This window comes from Pelobacter propionicus DSM 2379 (assembly GCF_000015045.1).
Classification (GTDB): Bacteria; Desulfobacterota; Desulfuromonadia; order Geobacterales; family Pseudopelobacteraceae; genus Pseudopelobacter; species Pseudopelobacter propionicus.
This window is the reverse complement of sequence record NC_008609.1, coordinates 665,311-679,035: the sequence shown is the minus strand read 5'-3', so window position 1 is coordinate 679,035 and position 13,725 is coordinate 665,311. Positions and strand designations below refer to the sequence as shown.

The window sequence follows — 13,725 nt, the reverse complement described above, 5'->3', positions numbered from 1 at the left end:
CCACGCCGGAACCGTCTTCTCACCACAGCAGGATGCTGCTTTATCCTCCCCCCCAAACATCAAAGGCGCGTTACCGTACGGTTTAACCGTCGGCAACGCGCCCTTGAAGGGTGGTATGTACCTGTGTCTAGATTCCCGTCATCACCCAGTGGAAGATATTGGGGAGCAGCATGAACAGTGCCAGGGCCAGGGTACCCAGGAGCGCTCCGCCCCAGGTCCAGCAGAGGCAGGTGGCGTTGGCTGGCTGCTCCACGGTTTCGGCGTCGGAGCGGAACATCCGCAGCACCACGCCCAGGTAGAAGAAGGTGCCGATGTAGCTGGCAACGAAGGCCAGGACGGCGACGGTCAGGTGACCGGAGGCGATGACGGTCTTGAAGACGAAGAACTTGGCCAGGAAGCCTGGCAGCGGCGGGATGCCGGCCAGGGAGAGTACGCACAGGGAAAGCAGGATGGCGGCCACCGGCTTCTTCCTGAAGATGCCGTTCAGGTTGTCCAGGTTGTCGTCCTCGCCGCTCAAGATGCTGAAGCAGGCGCAGGCGGTGATGGTGGTGACGGCGTAGACGGCCACGTAGTACAGAAGCGCCTCGGTTCTGGCTCCGGTGTTGTCAACCAGGGCGAACATCATGTAGCCGGCGTGGGAGATGGAGGAGTAGGCCAGCATCTTCTTGAAGGCGGTCTGGTGGATGGCGGTGATGTTGCCGTAGAACATGGAGAGCATGGAGAGGAGCGCAATCACGGTGACCGCTTCCGGGTTGAGTACGGCGTTGCCCAGGATGCGCACCAGGCCCAGCACCACGGCGGCCTTGACGATGGAGGCCAGGAAAGCCGTTACCGGCAGACGGGCGCTGGAGTAGGCGTCGGGTGCCCAGCCGTGGAAGGGGAACACGGAGGCTTTCAGGAAGAAGCCAGAGAGGATCATGACGCTGGCGGCCAGGTTCTGCACGCCGCCGGTGGCGACGGCTGCGGTGAAGGAACTGATGTTCAGGTTGCCGGTAGAGCCGTACACCAAGGAGAGTCCGAACAGGACCAGTGCCGTGGCCACGGAGGAGAGCAGGAGATACTTGATGGAGCCTTCGGAGGCGGTTGATTTACCGTTGTTCAGGACCATCAGGGCGAAGCCGGGGAGCGAGAGGATCTCGATGCCCATGAAGAGCGAGATGAAGCCGGCGCTGTCCAGGATGATCATGGCGCCCAGAAGCGATGAGGCGATGAGGATCCAGTATTTGTGCCCCGCTTCGCTGGAGAGGGAGTAGACCCCCAGGATGGCGCCGCAGCTTACGATGATCAGGCGGCCGATCTCGGAGAAGCGGTCGATGCGGATCTCATTCATGACGATGTCGGCAGTGTACCCGGTTTGAAGCTGCATGACCAGGACGCCGGCGCCGGCCAGGAGCGAGGCGATGAACAGGGCGCTGCCGGCACGCTTGTCAACGCTGAGTATCTCCAGCAGCATGAGGACCAGGATCAGGCCCAAGAGGATGTGTTCCGGCAGAAGGCCGTACAGAAGATCAGTGGCCATTGGCGCCTCCCTTGACAGATGGTGTGGGCGCCGCGGGTGACGCCGCCGGTTGTGCCGCCGCCGGTTGGATCTGGGCGTTTGCCGGCTGGGTGCCAAGCGCGCTTACCGCGGTGGTTACCTTGTTCATGATCGGCATGGGGTTGACGCCGATCCAGATGATCATGACAAGCAGCGGGATGAAGCCGATCCCTTCCATGAGGCTCATGTCCTTGACCCCTACCCCCTCTTTGGTCTGACCGTAGAGGATGGCCCGGCCGAAGCGCAGCATGTAGGTTGCGCCAAGCACCATGCCGGTGGAGGCCAGAAGCACGCTGGTGAGCATGGTGGCTCCGGCGTTGGCCTGGAAGGCGGCGATGCCCTGCTGGAAGGCGCCGAACAGGATCAGGAATTCGGAGGTGAAGCCGCTGGTCAAGGGCAGCGCGACGGAGGCCAGGATGAAGAGCATGAGCATGACCGCAAGCCTTGGCGCATGGGTGGAAAGGGCGGTCAGGTTCAGGTACTCCCTGCCCAGGCGCAGTTCCAGAAGTCCCAGGAGCAGGAACAGGCCGGCAACGGCGACGCCGTGGCTCAAGATCTGGAACAGGGCACCGTGGATGGCGGCCTGGTGGAAGCTGAAGATGCCCAGGACGATGTAGCCCATGTGGGACAGGGACGAGAAGGCGACCAGCTTCTTGAAGTCGGTCTGTTTCAGGGCGATGATGGCGCCGTAGAGGATGCTGATCACGGCAAAGAGCATGACCGTGGGTCCGAAGGCCCGGGCAACGTCGGGGCACAAGGGTAAGGCCAGTTTGATGATGCCGAAGGCGCCCATCTTGGACAGGGCGCCGGCCATGAGGGCGGTGCCTGCCGGAGGAGCTTCGTAATAGGCCAAGGGCAGCCAGGAGTGGAACGGGAACAGCGGGCACTTGATGGCGCAGGCCAGCATGACGGCGATGAAGACGAACAGCTGCGTGTTCCAGTCAAGTTTCAGGGCCATGAGATGTGCGAATTCGAAGTTCCAGGCACCTGTCTGGTTCAGGCTCTCCATGCCCATCATGATGACGGCGGCCAGAAAGAGGATACTGCCTGCCATGGTGTACATGAAGAAGGTGAAGGCGGCGGAGCGCTTGTTCTCACCGCCAAAGGCAAGGACGATGATGAACATGGGGATCAGGACCACTTCCCAGAAGACGAAGAAGAGCATCAGGTTCTGGGCCAGGAAGGTGCCGAGAAGGGTCGCCTCCAGGAAGAGCGCCATGGCGACAAACAGGTTGTTCTGGGTCTCCGGCCGTTTCCAGCAGCAGCCCAGCACCACCGGGAAGAGCAGTCCGGTGAGAAGCAGCAGGTAGATGTTCAGGCCATCCACGGCCAGGTGGAAGTTGATGCCAAGGCTCCCCACCCAGGGGATGTTCAGGTCAAGCAGGGAGGCGGGCAGGCAGGGGGTGCCGAAGCCGGCGAAGATGCCGCCTGCCATGACCAGCACAGCCAGCATGCAGAGCATGCCCCACATGCGGGCGATTTTACCGTTTTCGCTTGCGGGCAGAAACGGTACGGCCAGGGCGCCCACCAGCGGCAGGCAGAACAGGGCGAGGATTAGAAGACCGTTGCTAGGCATTGGCCACCCCCCACCAGATGATCAGGGCCAGCCCGGCCAGGGCGTAGAGCACATAGGCCTGGACGTTGCCGCTCTGCATGCGGGAGAGGAGGTTGGCGCTGTAGCGCGCTGTGGCTCCTGCTTTGACGATGGTGACGTAGTTCAAGAGTTTCTCCGCTATGTTGTAGAGTACTGAGTCCGATAGCGTGTCCAGGGATTTGACGATGACTTTCTCGTAGATGGCGTCGAAGTAGTATCCCTGGCTGATGGTAGTGTAGATGCAGCCGGCTTTCTTCTTGATGGCTTCGGGCAGGGCCGGGTTCAGGCCGTAGAAGACCCATGCCAGGAAGATGCCGCCCAGGGCGATGGCGATGGAGATACCCATGAACATGAGTTCGGTCTGGTGGGTGACGCCCGCTTTCAGGGCGTGGTGACCGAAGACCGGTTCAAGGAAGCTGAAGAAGGGGGAGCCGAAGCCAAACTTGTCGGCCAGTACCTGGGGCAGGCCGATGAAGCCGGCAGCGACGGAGCTTACGCCTAAGATGATCAGGACGATGGCCATGCTGAAGGGGGGCTCGTGGATGCCGTGTTTCAGTTTCGCGGGCACGTTGTCTTGACCAAAGAAGGTCATGATGATGGCCCGGAACATGTAGAAGGAGGTCATGCCGGCGGCGACTGCGCCCACCAGCCACAGGGCGGTGGAGCCGCCGTGGGCCGAGGCAAAGGCGCTCCAGAGGATCTCGTCCTTGGAGAAGAAGCCGGCAAAGGGGGGCACGCCGCACAGGGCCAGGCTGCCCGCCAGGAAGGTGACAAAGGTGAGGGGCATCTTCTTGGCCAGGCCGCCCATTTTCCTCATGTCTTCTTCGCCGTGCAGGGCGTGCAGGACGGCGCCGGCGCCGAGGAACAGGCAGGCTTTGAAGAAGGCATGGCTGTACAGGTGGAACATGGCGGCGGAGAAGGAGCCCAGGCCGCAGGCCATGAACATGTAGCCGATCTGGCTCATGGTGGAGTAGGCCAGCACTTTCTTCAGGTTGTACTGGGTGAGACCCATGGTGGCGCCCACAAAGGCGGTGAGTGCCCCGCCCCACATGACGACCTGCATGGCGCCGGGGGCCTGCAAGAGGACACCGTTCATGCGGGAGAGGAGATACACGCCGGCGGTGACCATGGTGGCGGCGTGGATCAGGGCCGAGACCGGGGTGGGGCCGGCCATGGCGTCGGGCAGCCAGACATGGAGCGGAATCTGGGCCGATTTGCCGCAGGCGCCGATCAAGAGCAGGATCCCGATCAGGTTCATGGTGGAGACCGGAAGCCCGGCCGTACCGAAGTAGGCGTTTATCCCCTGGAAGTCAAGGGTGTGGGAGTAGGAGAAGATCAGAAGCGCGGCCAGGACAAAGCCGGTGTCGCCTACGCGGTTGACGATGAAGGCTTTCATGCCGGCGGCGGATTTCTCGTCGTCCTGGTACCAGAAGCCGATGAGCAGGTAGGAGGCCAGACCCACCCCTTCCCAGCCGGCGAAGAGCATGATCATGTTCTTGCCCAGGACCAGCATGAGCATGAAGAACAAAAACAGGTTCAGGTACGCGAAGTAGCGCGGCTGGTCTTCGTCATGGGACATGTAGCCCACGGAGTACAGGTGGATCAGGGTACCGACCCCGGTGACCACCAGGCACATGACGGCGGAGGCCTGGTCCAGGTAGAAGGCCACGTCCACGTTGAGCGGATCCAGGGCCACCCAGGTGTAGAGGGTCTCGGCTATGGGCTGGCCCGTGGCGACGAGGCTACTGTACAGGACCAGCGTGACCAGGAAGGAGAGCGCAGGCAGCCCGCAGGCGATGGTGGAGACCACCCAGCGGGGAAGACGGTTGCCGAAGAGGCCGTTGAACAAAAAGCCCAACAACGGCAGGAGCGGTATGAGCGTCAGTTTGATCATTGCCTACCCTTTCAGTTCCTGGTGTGCGCCCAGATCCAGTGAACCGCGGCGTTTGACAAGCAGTACGACGATGGCCATGGCCAGGGCGATTTCGCAGGATGCGGCGACGTAGATGAAGAAGGTCATGGCGATGCCCGGCAGGGTCTGGCTTCTGACGGCGAAGCCGACGAAGCTTAACACAACGGCGTTGAGCAGGATTTCCAGGCACATCATGACCACCAGCAGGTTGCGGCGAAGGACGACTCCCAGAAGACCCAGGGAGAAGATGAGTCCCGCAAGGGTAGTCAGGAATTGATACCGATCCATTAGAGCCCCTCCTTGACCGCGGTCCAGGCGGCGACGACGCCGATCAGGAGCAGCACGGTGGCAAGTTCGAAGTGAAACCAGTAGTACTTCATGAACGAAAGCGAAAAGGCGGCGAAGGTGAAGGGGTCGACGGCCGGCGCGGCAGCGGCGGGCTGCGCGGGCAGGTAGCCGATGGCGGCCCAGACAACGGCGGCGAAGCCCAAGCCAACCACGACAGCCGGGACGATCTTCCGGGCATAGGGGTGGCGGTAGGAGTCGTCGCGGTCGTCAAGCAGCATGATGGTGTAGACCATGAAGACCATGACGGCGCCGACGTAGATCAGGACCTGGAACATGGCGATGACATGGGCGCCAAGGGCGGCGTAGATGCCGGCAAGGCAGATCATGTGGCTGACCAGGGCCAGGGCGCAGCGCATGGGCTGACGCAGTGTCAGGACCAGAGCGGCGAAGATGACCGCCAGCAGACTGAAGAAGGCGATGAAGACGTCGATCACGGATGAACCTCCTGATGGGCCTGACCGGAGCCGGGGTAGCTCTTGGCCGCGTCACTCGCAGGCTGCCAGTTCATGAGCAGGTCCTGGGTGGCCCACATGTTCTCCCGGTCGAAGCCGGGGAAGTTGGGCGTGTCCTTGGACATGCGGATGGCGTCTTCGGGGCAGGCTTCGACACAGAAACCGCAGAAGATGCAGCGCGAGTAGTCGATCTCGAACCGGTCCGGGGACTTGGGGTGGAACGGGTCGTTAAAGTCGGCGGCGGACTGGATCTCGATGCAGTAGGCAGGGCAGACCGTGGCGCACATGTTGCACGATACGCACTGTACCTTGCCGTCGGCACGCGTGGTCAGGAGGTGCCGGCCCCGGTTGGCGCTGGAGTAGTCGGCCCGCAGTTCTTCCGGATAGTAGGCGGTTAAGGCACCCTTGCGGAAGGTGAGCCATTTCCACATGTTGCCGAAGAAGACCGATCCGGTGATGCAGAGCCCGCGGATCACCTCGAAGATGTAGAGGCGATCCCACAGATCCATGGTTGGCTTATTCCAGTACTCTTTCTTCATATCATCCTTTCAGCGTGAACCAGCGGACACATGCCGTGGCAACGAGGTTCAGGGCGGCCAGGGGAAGCAGGAACTTCCAGCCGAATCGCATGAGCTGGTCATAGCGGAAACGGGGCACGGACCAGCGAATCTGGATCTGGAAGCAGCCGATCAGGAATACCTTCACCAGGAAGGTGACTATCTGCACAAGGACAACAGTTGCATGGGACAGGGCGATGGTTTTGCCCATGGGGAGCACGAACCCGGCGTCGGTTAAGTACGGCAGGTTGTAGCCGCCCAGAAAGACGGTGACCAGAAGCGCCGAGACGACGACGATCTCGATGAATTCACTGAGCATGAAGATACCCATCTTCATGGCGGTGTATTCGGTGAAGTAGCCGGAAACCAGTTCCGATTCACATTCCGGAAGGTCGAAGGGGACGCGTTTGTTCTCGGCGATGCAGGCGGTGAGGAACAGCACAAAGGCCAGGGGCTGCAGGATGATGCCCCAGGCGGGAAGTACGCCGAAGAGCAGGCCCGACTGCCAGACCACCATGTCGTTGAGATCCAGGGTGCCGTAGGTGACCACCAGGCTGATTAAAGCCAGACCCATGGAGACTTCGTAGGAGATCATCTGCGAGGCGGCGCGGGCGGCGCCCAGCAGGGAGAATTTGTTGTTGGAGGACCAGCCGGCCAGCATGGTGCCCAGGATGCCGATGCCGGAGATGGCCAGGATCACCAGGATGCCGGCGTCAAGTCGGGCTACCTGCATGACATAGCTCTTGTCCCCGAAGAAGTTGACCATGATCTGGGAGAGCTGGGGGAAGCTGGCCGGGTCGATCAGTTTGCCCGGGACAAGCGTCCCGCCGAAGGGGATGGCGGAGAAGACCAGGAGCACCGGGGCGAGGGCCAGCCAGGGGGCCAGGTTGTAGCAGAAGCGGTCGTAGGTGGTGGGGGTGAAGTTCTCCTTTAAGAGCATCTTGCTGCCGTCGGCGATACCGTGGATGAGGCCCCAGGCAACGATCTTGACGTTGGTGAAGGGGATGCGCAGGTAGCAGCGGTTGGCGCCGATGCGGTCGGCCATGATGGCCGACTGCTTGCGCTCCACCCAGGTGAAGATGGTGGCGACGCCGGCCATGACGGCGATGGCGTAGCCCATGAAGATGAGGTAGACGATCAGGTCCTGTATCATGCGAGCCTCCCGAACAGTTCGCCGGCATGCTGGACCAGCTCCGGTTTGTCGAACACTTTGTCAAAACAGTTCGCCGTGCCTTCGAAGTTGGTGAAGCTCCCGCTCCGCTCCATGAAGGTGGAGATGGGGATCAGGATGTCGGCGTTTTTGTCCTGGGCGTTCTCAAAGGAGGACAGCTGGATGACGGTGGCGCTGCCCAGGTCGGAGAGTCTGACCCCTTCGCCCCAGACGATGACCAGGTCGTGGCCGGCCTGGCTGTAGGCCTGGCTACCGAACAGGTCTGCCACGCCTCTGCTGTTGGGGTTCTTGTCACCCTTGATCAGGACGTTGTCTTCGACGATCTCCCCTTTCTCGGGGCCTGCGTCCTGGCGGGTGTAGACGGTGAAGCGCTCGCCCAGGTGCTGTTTGAAGGCGGCCAGCTCTTCGTTGGAGGCCCACGCCGAGACCAGGATGGCCGGGCTCGATGCCTGGGAGATGAGCCGTTTGGCTTCGCCGATGGTTTCTTCCAGGCCGACGAAGGCGCCGTGCACCAGGGGACGCAGCGCCCTGGGGCGTTTCATGAGTTCTTTGGGCAGGTCGAAGCCTTTGTTGCAGATCCAGGGACCGTTGATCTCCGGGTTGTCGCACGGCGTGACCCTATAGACCATGCGGTTTTTCTCTTCGCCCAGGGCGCGCAGATGCCAGTGGTGGGCCCGTTTCCAGATGTTGATGCTGCAGCCCCTGGCGCAGCCGGGACAGACGGAACGAACCGGCTCCAGGTACCAGACCCGGCTCTTGTAGAGGAAGTCGCGGGAGAGGAGCGCTCCCACGGGACAGATGGTGGTGACGTTGTCCGAGTAGGGGTCGTCGAAGGTCCCCTGGTCCAGGCGCTCGACCCGGGAGTGGCTGCCCCGCTCGACGATGCCCAACTGGAAGGAGCCGGAGACTTCGCGGGTGAAGCGCACGCAGCGGCTGCAGAGGATGCAGCGCTCGGCGTCGTAGACGATCCTGTCGGAGAGGTCGTAGAACTTGGGCTTGTGGTGCTTGGCATCGATGTTGAACGGTTCATCCGCCCCGTACTTCATCTGGTATTCCTGCAGCCGGCACTCGCCCGCCTTGTCGCAGATGCCGCAGTCCACCGGGTGGTTTAAGGTGATGAACTGCATGACGGCACGCCGGGCGGCCCGAACCGGTTCGCTGTCCGTTTCGATCTCCATTCCCGGGGTGATGGGCAGGTTGCAGGCCGGCATGAGTTTGGGACGACCGTTGACCTGCACCAGGCAGATGCGGCAGTTACCGGCGATGGAGAGGCAGGGGTGATAGCAGAGGTGGGGAATATGGATGCCGTGCCTGAGCGCCGCTTCCATTACGGTTTCGCCTTCCTGCGTCTCGATGACTTGGTTGTCGATCTTTAGTTCAATCATGGCGCCTTCAGATTTCCAAACGACCGTCGTTCATGGAACGACCGTGTTCGATGTAGTAGTCGAATTCCGCTCTGAATTTCGTGATGAAGTTTATGACCGGCATGGAGGCGGCGTCGCCCAGGGCGCAGACGGTGTTGCCCATGATGCCCTTGGTGATCCGCTCCAGACTCTCCAGGTCTCCCTTGACTCCCTTGCCAGCTACGATGCGGCTGATGATGTCGTTCATCCAGGCGCTTCCCTCGCGGCAGGGGGTGCACTGGCCGCAGGATTCGTGGGCGTAGAAGCGGCTTAGCGTGTGCAGCAGTCTGACCATGCAGACCCCTTCGGCGATGACGATGACCCCGCCGGAACCGAGCATGGTGCGGTAGGTGGAGAGGCATTCGGCATCCAGGTTGGCGGTCTCCACGTCTTGGGGCAAGAGAATCGGGGTGGAGGAGCCGCCCGGGATGACGGCTTTGAGCTCTTTGCCGTTCAGGATTCCGCCGCACTCCTCGAAGATCAGTTTCTTTAAGGGGTAGCCCAGGGGAAGTTCATACAGGCCCGGTTTTTTGACGTGGCCGGAGACGCCGAAGATCTTGGTGCCGGGGTGCTTCTCGGTGCCCATGGCGCTAAAGGCCTTGGCGCCGTTGGTCATGATCCAGGGAACGTTGGCCAAGGTCTCCACGTTGTTGACGACGGTGGGGGCTTTGTAGAGGCCCTGCACGGCCGGGAAGGGCGGCTTGTTGCGCGGGTAGCCCTTGAAGCCTTCGATGGATGTATAAAGGCTGGATTCCTCGCCGCAGACGTAGGCGCCGCCACCCTGCATGACCCGGATGTCGCAGGAGAAGGAGCTGCCCAGGATGTTCTCGCCCAGGTAGCCGGCTTTGTAGGCCTCACTCATGGCGTCCATGAGCCTTCTGAAGGAGAGGTCGAATTCACCCCTGATGTAGATGAAGGCGTTTCTGACGTTAAGCGCGTAGGCGGCCAGGATCATCCCTTCGATGAGCTGGTGGGAGTTGTGCTCGAAGATCCAGCGGTCTTTGAAGGTGCCCGGCTCCCCTTCGTCGGCGTTGCAGCAGAGGTAGACGACGGGGGCCTTCTTGTTGACGAAGGACCATTTGCTGCCGGTGGGGAAGCCGGCGCCGCCGCGGCCACGAAGACCCGATGCCATGACTTCCTTCTCCACGTCGATGGGCTGCAGGGTCTTGAGGGCGTTCTCAAGGGCCTGGTAGCCGCCACGCCCCTGGTACGCTTTAAGCGTATGGGAGTCGGCGGTTACGGGGAAATTGAAGAAGATTCTCTCGCTTGTCATGAAAGCCCCTTCAAGATCTGATCGATTTTTGCTTCGGTCAGTTGCTCGTGATAGGTGTCGTCGATCTGCATGACCGGGGCGGTGCCGCAGGAGGCCAGGCATTCGACGAGAAGCAGGGTGAAACGGCCGTCAGCGGTGGTCTCGCCCGGTTTGATACCCAGTTTCTGGGAGAGGTGGTCGATGATCCGCTCGGCGCCCATGAGGGAGCAGGCGATGTTGCGGCAGACCTTGATGACGTGCGTGCCCACCGGGTGGCGGTAGAACATGGTGTACCAGGTGAGCGCTTCTTTGACCTGCATGGCCGGAAGACCCAGGTAGTTGGCGATGAAGACGGCGTCGCTCTCGCCAAGGCTCTTCTTCTCGTCCAGCATGATCCTTAAGAAAGGCATGACCAGGGAGGAGTTCAGCTCCTTGGGGTAGGTGGCGCGCAATTGGGCGAATTTCTCTTCTATACAGCTCATCGGTCACACTCCCCGCCGATCATGTTCATGGAGCCGAAGGTGGCGATGACGTCGGCGACTTGATATCCCTCCAGCAGGGTGTGCATGCCACCCATGTGCGCGAAGCTGGGACTTCTGACATGCAGTTTGTAGGGACGGCCGCTGCCGTCGCTGATCAGGTAGAAGCCGAGCTCGCCGTTGGGCGCTTCGTGGCTTACGTAGATTTCGCCGGCAGGTACCTGGATGCCGTCGATGACCAGTTTGAAGTGGCTGATCAGGTATTCGATCTTGGTGTAGACCTTGTCTTTGGTGGGATACATGATCCGGCGGTCGTCGATGTTGACCGGGCCGTCGGGAAGTTTCTTCATGCACTGCCTGACCATGGAGATTGATTCGTCGATCTCGCGCATGCGCACGTAGTAACGGTCGTAGTTGTCCCCCTTGATACCGACGGGGACTTCGAAGTCAAGGTCGGCATAGGCGAGATACGGGTTGTCTTTCCTGATGTCGATCTTGGCGCCGGTGGAGCGCAGGATCGGGCCGGTGTAGCCCCAGTTGAGCGCGTGCTCGGGACTCATGGCGCCCACGTCGCGGGTACGGTCGATGAAGATGCGGTTACGGTCCAGAAGCCCGTGGATGCGGCCGCAGTACTTCTCGGTGAACTGCAGGATCTCTTCCAGCCGCTCCAGCCAGCCGTCGGGCAGGTCGTTCTTTAAGCCGCCGACACGGGCAAAGGAGTAGGTGAGGCGCGCGCCGGTGAGCTGATTCAAGTGCTCGAAGATATAGTCGCGGATGGTCATCAGGTACAAAAACGCGGTCATGGCGCCCATTTCCATGACAGTGGCAGCAACGCAGGTGACGTGGTCGGCGACCCGGTTGTATTCGGCCAGGAGCGTGCGCAGGTAGATGCAGCGCGGCGTGAGTTCGATGCCTAAGAGTTTCTCCACACCTTCCACGTAGGCGAAGTTGTTGTTCAGGGCCGAGCAGTAGTTCAAACGGTCGGTGAAGGGGATGATCTTGTGGTAGGTGTGGTGCTCCGATTCCTTCTCGAAGCCACGGTGCAGGTAGCCGCAGTGGATGTCGGCTTTGGCGACTCTCTCTCCGTCCAGGGCGGCGATGATCTGTATGGTGCCGTGGGTGGCCGGATGGGAGGGACCCATGTTGACCAGAACATGGTTCGGGTCGGCGGTCTGTTCCAGGTTTGATCGTACCGGGGATTTGTATTCCACGCTGTTCACCTATTTCCGATATTCGACGATGGGTTGTTCCCTGTCGATGGGGTAGTCTTTACGCAGGGGATGGCCTTCGAACCCTTCGTACAAAAGGATCGGACGAAGGTCGTCGTTGCCGATGGAGACGATGCCGTACATCTCGTGCACTTCGCGCTCGATGTAGCGGGCCGAACCGTACAGGCCGGTTAGGGTCGGGACGTTGGGCTCGGCTTCCGTGACCGGTACCTTGATCCTGACCCGCACGTTGTTGCGCGGGCTGTACAGGTGGTAGACGACGTCGAAGCGAGGGTCCCGCTCGGGATAGTCCACGCCGGTTATGTCCAGAAGAAGATCGAAGTAGAAGGAGCGCTTCAGGCGGGTGATCAGGGGAAGGATACGGCCGGCGTCGGTCTCAAGGACCAGCATGCCGTGACTGTCCCAGGATCGATCGTACAACTCACTGACGGTGGTGCGTATTGTCTCGTTGACCATGGAGTTCTCTCTTACTGTCAGGAAAGAATGACTTCACAAAAGCAAAATGGAACGCGGATCCGTTTAACCGGGTAAAACAATTACGCACACGAAGTCACGAAGTTCACGAAGAAAACCTGACGAACAAACAGAAGGCTCTAACCGCGTGTTTGCTTTCTTCGTGGCTTCGTGTGAGATAATGTTACTCGCTTCCCGGAATCAGACCGGGACCGGGTTCTGTTTCTCGTACGGGAAGATCGGGTGGCGCTCGCCGGCTATCTTGTCCTGCAGTTTCATGATGGCGTCGATGACCATCTCGGGGCGCGGCGGGCAGCCGGGGATGTAGATATCCACCGGGATGATCCGGTCCACACCCTGAAGCACGGTGTAGTTGCGATAGACACCACCACTGGTGGCGCAGGCGCCAAACGCCATGACCCATTTGGGATCGCACATCTGGTCGTAGACTCTTTTAATGACCGGGGCTTCCTTGTGGGTGATGGTGCCGACTACCATCAAAAGGTCGGACTGACGGGGGGTAAAGCGGGGAAGCGCGGCACCGAAACGGTCGGTGTCGTACAGGGTGGAGGCAACGGCCATGAATTCCATGCCGCAGCAGGCGGTGACGAAGGGATAGGGAAAAATACTGAACTTGCGGACCCAGCCGATCAGTTCGTCCTTACGGGTTGTCAGATACTCCATCATCGCCATTCAAGACCACCTTCCTTCCAGATATAGATGAATGCCAAAGAAAGCACGCCCATGAAAAACAGAAACGAGAACAACGAGAGCGTGGCCATGTCGCGGTTGCCGGCGGATACCGCCCAGATGAACAGAAGCACGGCTTCCAGATCGAACAGAAGAAAAAAGATGGCGATGGGGTAGTACTTGATGGACAGCGGACGGACGTTGCGCTGTTGCAGGGGGTTGGAACCGCACTCGAACGGCTCCAGCTTGATGGCGCTCGGCTCGCTGCGCGGACCAAGGAGCGCGTTCAGACCGACAATCAAACCGACAAAACCGACCGACGCCAGAAGAAACAGAAAAAACGAAAAGTACGGGCTCATATCCATATCAGTCACTCATCCTTGCCGTTTAAATCTCAGCCCCGACACAAACCGCACAAAAAAGAAATGCGGTTTCAGCGATCACAAAAAAACAAAGAAAACACCAGCCAAAAAGCGGAAACAGTAATACACATTATCAACGGACAAGTCAAGCAACTATTAAAAAGCAGTACCCTTTCCGACAAATACCCCACTCACAAAACAACCAATCCACACGGTGAAACAACTACACAGGGGGAGGGCATGACGGATATCCCTGGCGCGCGCACCAGTAACCACGCAAAGCGCA

14 protein-coding genes are annotated in these 13,725 nt (G+C 60.4%); all 14 read right to left on the bottom strand.

The features are described 5' to 3' along the window. Positions 1 to 127 precede the first annotated feature (127 nt). The 14 genes from PPRO_RS03125 to PPRO_RS03060 all read right to left on the bottom strand — a co-directional run bounded on the left by PPRO_RS03125 (position 128) and on the right by PPRO_RS03060 (position 13,442). Entirely contained in the window at positions 128 to 1,519 is a 1,392-nt protein-coding gene (locus PPRO_RS03125) for an NADH-quinone oxidoreductase subunit N (RefSeq protein ID WP_011734585.1), read from the bottom strand. Continuing rightward, positions 1,509 to 3,113, bottom strand: a complete 1,605-nt coding sequence (locus PPRO_RS03120) for a complex I subunit 4 family protein (protein WP_011734584.1) — start codon at positions 3,111 to 3,113, stop codon at positions 1,509 to 1,511. The genes PPRO_RS03125 and PPRO_RS03120 overlap by 11 nt, the downstream gene beginning before the upstream one ends. Continuing rightward, complete coding sequence (gene nuoL, locus PPRO_RS03115) at positions 3,106 to 5,025, bottom strand: NADH-quinone oxidoreductase subunit L (protein ID WP_011734583.1); 1,920 nt, start codon at positions 5,023 to 5,025, stop codon at positions 3,106 to 3,108. The genes PPRO_RS03120 and nuoL overlap by 8 nt, the downstream gene beginning before the upstream one ends. Positions 5,026 to 5,028: 3 nt before the next feature. Beyond that, positions 5,029 to 5,331 carry an NADH-quinone oxidoreductase subunit NuoK gene (gene nuoK, locus PPRO_RS03110; protein ID WP_011734582.1) on the bottom strand — a complete coding sequence of 101 codons (303 nt, stop codon included), beginning with the start codon at positions 5,329 to 5,331 and terminating at the stop codon, positions 5,029 to 5,031. Beyond that, the gene (locus tag PPRO_RS19275; RefSeq protein WP_011734581.1) at positions 5,331 to 5,825 is read right to left on the bottom strand and encodes an NADH-quinone oxidoreductase subunit J family protein; all 495 of its coding nucleotides are present in this window, start codon (positions 5,823 to 5,825) and stop codon (positions 5,331 to 5,333) included. The genes nuoK and PPRO_RS19275 overlap by 1 nt, the downstream gene beginning before the upstream one ends. Then, the gene (locus tag PPRO_RS03100; protein WP_011734580.1) at positions 5,822 to 6,382 is read right to left on the bottom strand and encodes a 4Fe-4S dicluster domain-containing protein; all 561 of its coding nucleotides are present in this window, start codon (positions 6,380 to 6,382) and stop codon (positions 5,822 to 5,824) included. Before PPRO_RS03100 ends, PPRO_RS19275 begins: the two co-directional genes overlap by 4 nt. A 1-nt stretch (position 6,383) precedes the next feature. Beyond that, a complete protein-coding gene (locus tag PPRO_RS03095) occupies positions 6,384 to 7,553 on the bottom strand; it encodes a complex I subunit 1/NuoH family protein (protein ID WP_011734579.1) in 1,170 nt (389 codons plus the stop codon). Continuing rightward, complete coding sequence (locus PPRO_RS03090) at positions 7,550 to 8,956, bottom strand: 2Fe-2S iron-sulfur cluster-binding protein (protein WP_011734578.1); 1,407 nt, start codon at positions 8,954 to 8,956, stop codon at positions 7,550 to 7,552. The genes PPRO_RS03095 and PPRO_RS03090 overlap by 4 nt, the downstream gene beginning before the upstream one ends. Positions 8,957 to 8,963: 7 nt before the next feature. Continuing rightward, the gene (gene nuoF, locus PPRO_RS03085) at positions 8,964 to 10,247 is read right to left on the bottom strand and encodes an NADH-quinone oxidoreductase subunit NuoF (RefSeq protein ID WP_011734577.1); all 1,284 of its coding nucleotides are present in this window, start codon (positions 10,245 to 10,247) and stop codon (positions 8,964 to 8,966) included. After that, positions 10,244 to 10,708 carry an NADH-quinone oxidoreductase subunit NuoE family protein gene (locus tag PPRO_RS03080; RefSeq protein ID WP_011734576.1) on the bottom strand — a complete coding sequence of 155 codons (465 nt, stop codon included), beginning with the start codon at positions 10,706 to 10,708 and terminating at the stop codon, positions 10,244 to 10,246. Before PPRO_RS03080 ends, nuoF begins: the two co-directional genes overlap by 4 nt. Next, on the bottom strand, positions 10,705 to 11,916 hold the full coding sequence (gene nuoD, locus PPRO_RS03075) for an NADH dehydrogenase (quinone) subunit D (RefSeq protein ID WP_011734575.1): 1,212 nt from the start codon (positions 11,914 to 11,916) through the stop codon (positions 10,705 to 10,707). Before nuoD ends, PPRO_RS03080 begins: the two co-directional genes overlap by 4 nt. A 9-nt stretch (positions 11,917 to 11,925) precedes the next feature. Then, entirely contained in the window at positions 11,926 to 12,390 is a 465-nt protein-coding gene (locus tag PPRO_RS03070) for an NADH-quinone oxidoreductase subunit C (protein WP_011734574.1), read from the bottom strand. A 198-nt stretch (positions 12,391 to 12,588) separates the two neighbouring features. Continuing rightward, positions 12,589 to 13,080 carry an NADH-quinone oxidoreductase subunit NuoB gene (gene nuoB / locus PPRO_RS03065; RefSeq protein ID WP_011734573.1) on the bottom strand — a complete coding sequence of 164 codons (492 nt, stop codon included), beginning with the start codon at positions 13,078 to 13,080 and terminating at the stop codon, positions 12,589 to 12,591. Further along, positions 13,071 to 13,442 carry an NADH-quinone oxidoreductase subunit A gene (locus tag PPRO_RS03060; RefSeq protein ID WP_011734572.1) on the bottom strand — a complete coding sequence of 124 codons (372 nt, stop codon included), beginning with the start codon at positions 13,440 to 13,442 and terminating at the stop codon, positions 13,071 to 13,073. Before PPRO_RS03060 ends, nuoB begins: the two co-directional genes overlap by 10 nt. Positions 13,443 to 13,725 lie beyond the last annotated feature (283 nt).

What these genes read in the sequence shown, in the direction of transcription:
- PPRO_RS03095 (WP_011734579.1), bottom strand. Translation starts at nt 7,553, where the DNA reads ATGATACAGGACCTGATCGTCTACCTCATCTTCATGGGCTACGCCATC.
- PPRO_RS03090 (WP_011734578.1), bottom strand. Translation starts at nt 8,956, where the DNA reads ATGATTGAACTAAAGATCGACAACCAAGTCATCGAGACGCAGGAAGGC.
- nuoF (WP_011734577.1), bottom strand. Translation starts at nt 10,247, where the DNA reads ATGACAAGCGAGAGAATCTTCTTCAATTTCCCCGTAACCGCCGACTCC.
- PPRO_RS03125 (WP_011734585.1), bottom strand. Translation starts at nt 1,519, where the DNA reads ATGGCCACTGATCTTCTGTACGGCCTTCTGCCGGAACACATCCTCTTG.
- nuoB (WP_011734573.1), bottom strand. Translation starts at nt 13,080, where the DNA reads ATGGCGATGATGGAGTATCTGACAACCCGTAAGGACGAACTGATCGGC.
- nuoK (WP_011734582.1), bottom strand. Translation starts at nt 5,331, where the DNA reads ATGGATCGGTATCAATTCCTGACTACCCTTGCGGGACTCATCTTCTCC.
- PPRO_RS03060 (WP_011734572.1), bottom strand. Translation starts at nt 13,442, where the DNA reads ATGGATATGAGCCCGTACTTTTCGTTTTTTCTGTTTCTTCTGGCGTCG.
- PPRO_RS03070 (WP_011734574.1), bottom strand. Translation starts at nt 12,390, where the DNA reads ATGGTCAACGAGACAATACGCACCACCGTCAGTGAGTTGTACGATCGA.
- PPRO_RS03100 (WP_011734580.1), bottom strand. Translation starts at nt 6,382, where the DNA reads ATGAAGAAAGAGTACTGGAATAAGCCAACCATGGATCTGTGGGATCGC.
- nuoL (WP_011734583.1), bottom strand. Translation starts at nt 5,025, where the DNA reads ATGATCAAACTGACGCTCATACCGCTCCTGCCGTTGTTGGGCTTTTTG.
- PPRO_RS03120 (WP_011734584.1), bottom strand. Translation starts at nt 3,113, where the DNA reads ATGCCTAGCAACGGTCTTCTAATCCTCGCCCTGTTCTGCCTGCCGCTG.
- PPRO_RS03080 (WP_011734576.1), bottom strand. Translation starts at nt 10,708, where the DNA reads ATGAGCTGTATAGAAGAGAAATTCGCCCAATTGCGCGCCACCTACCCC.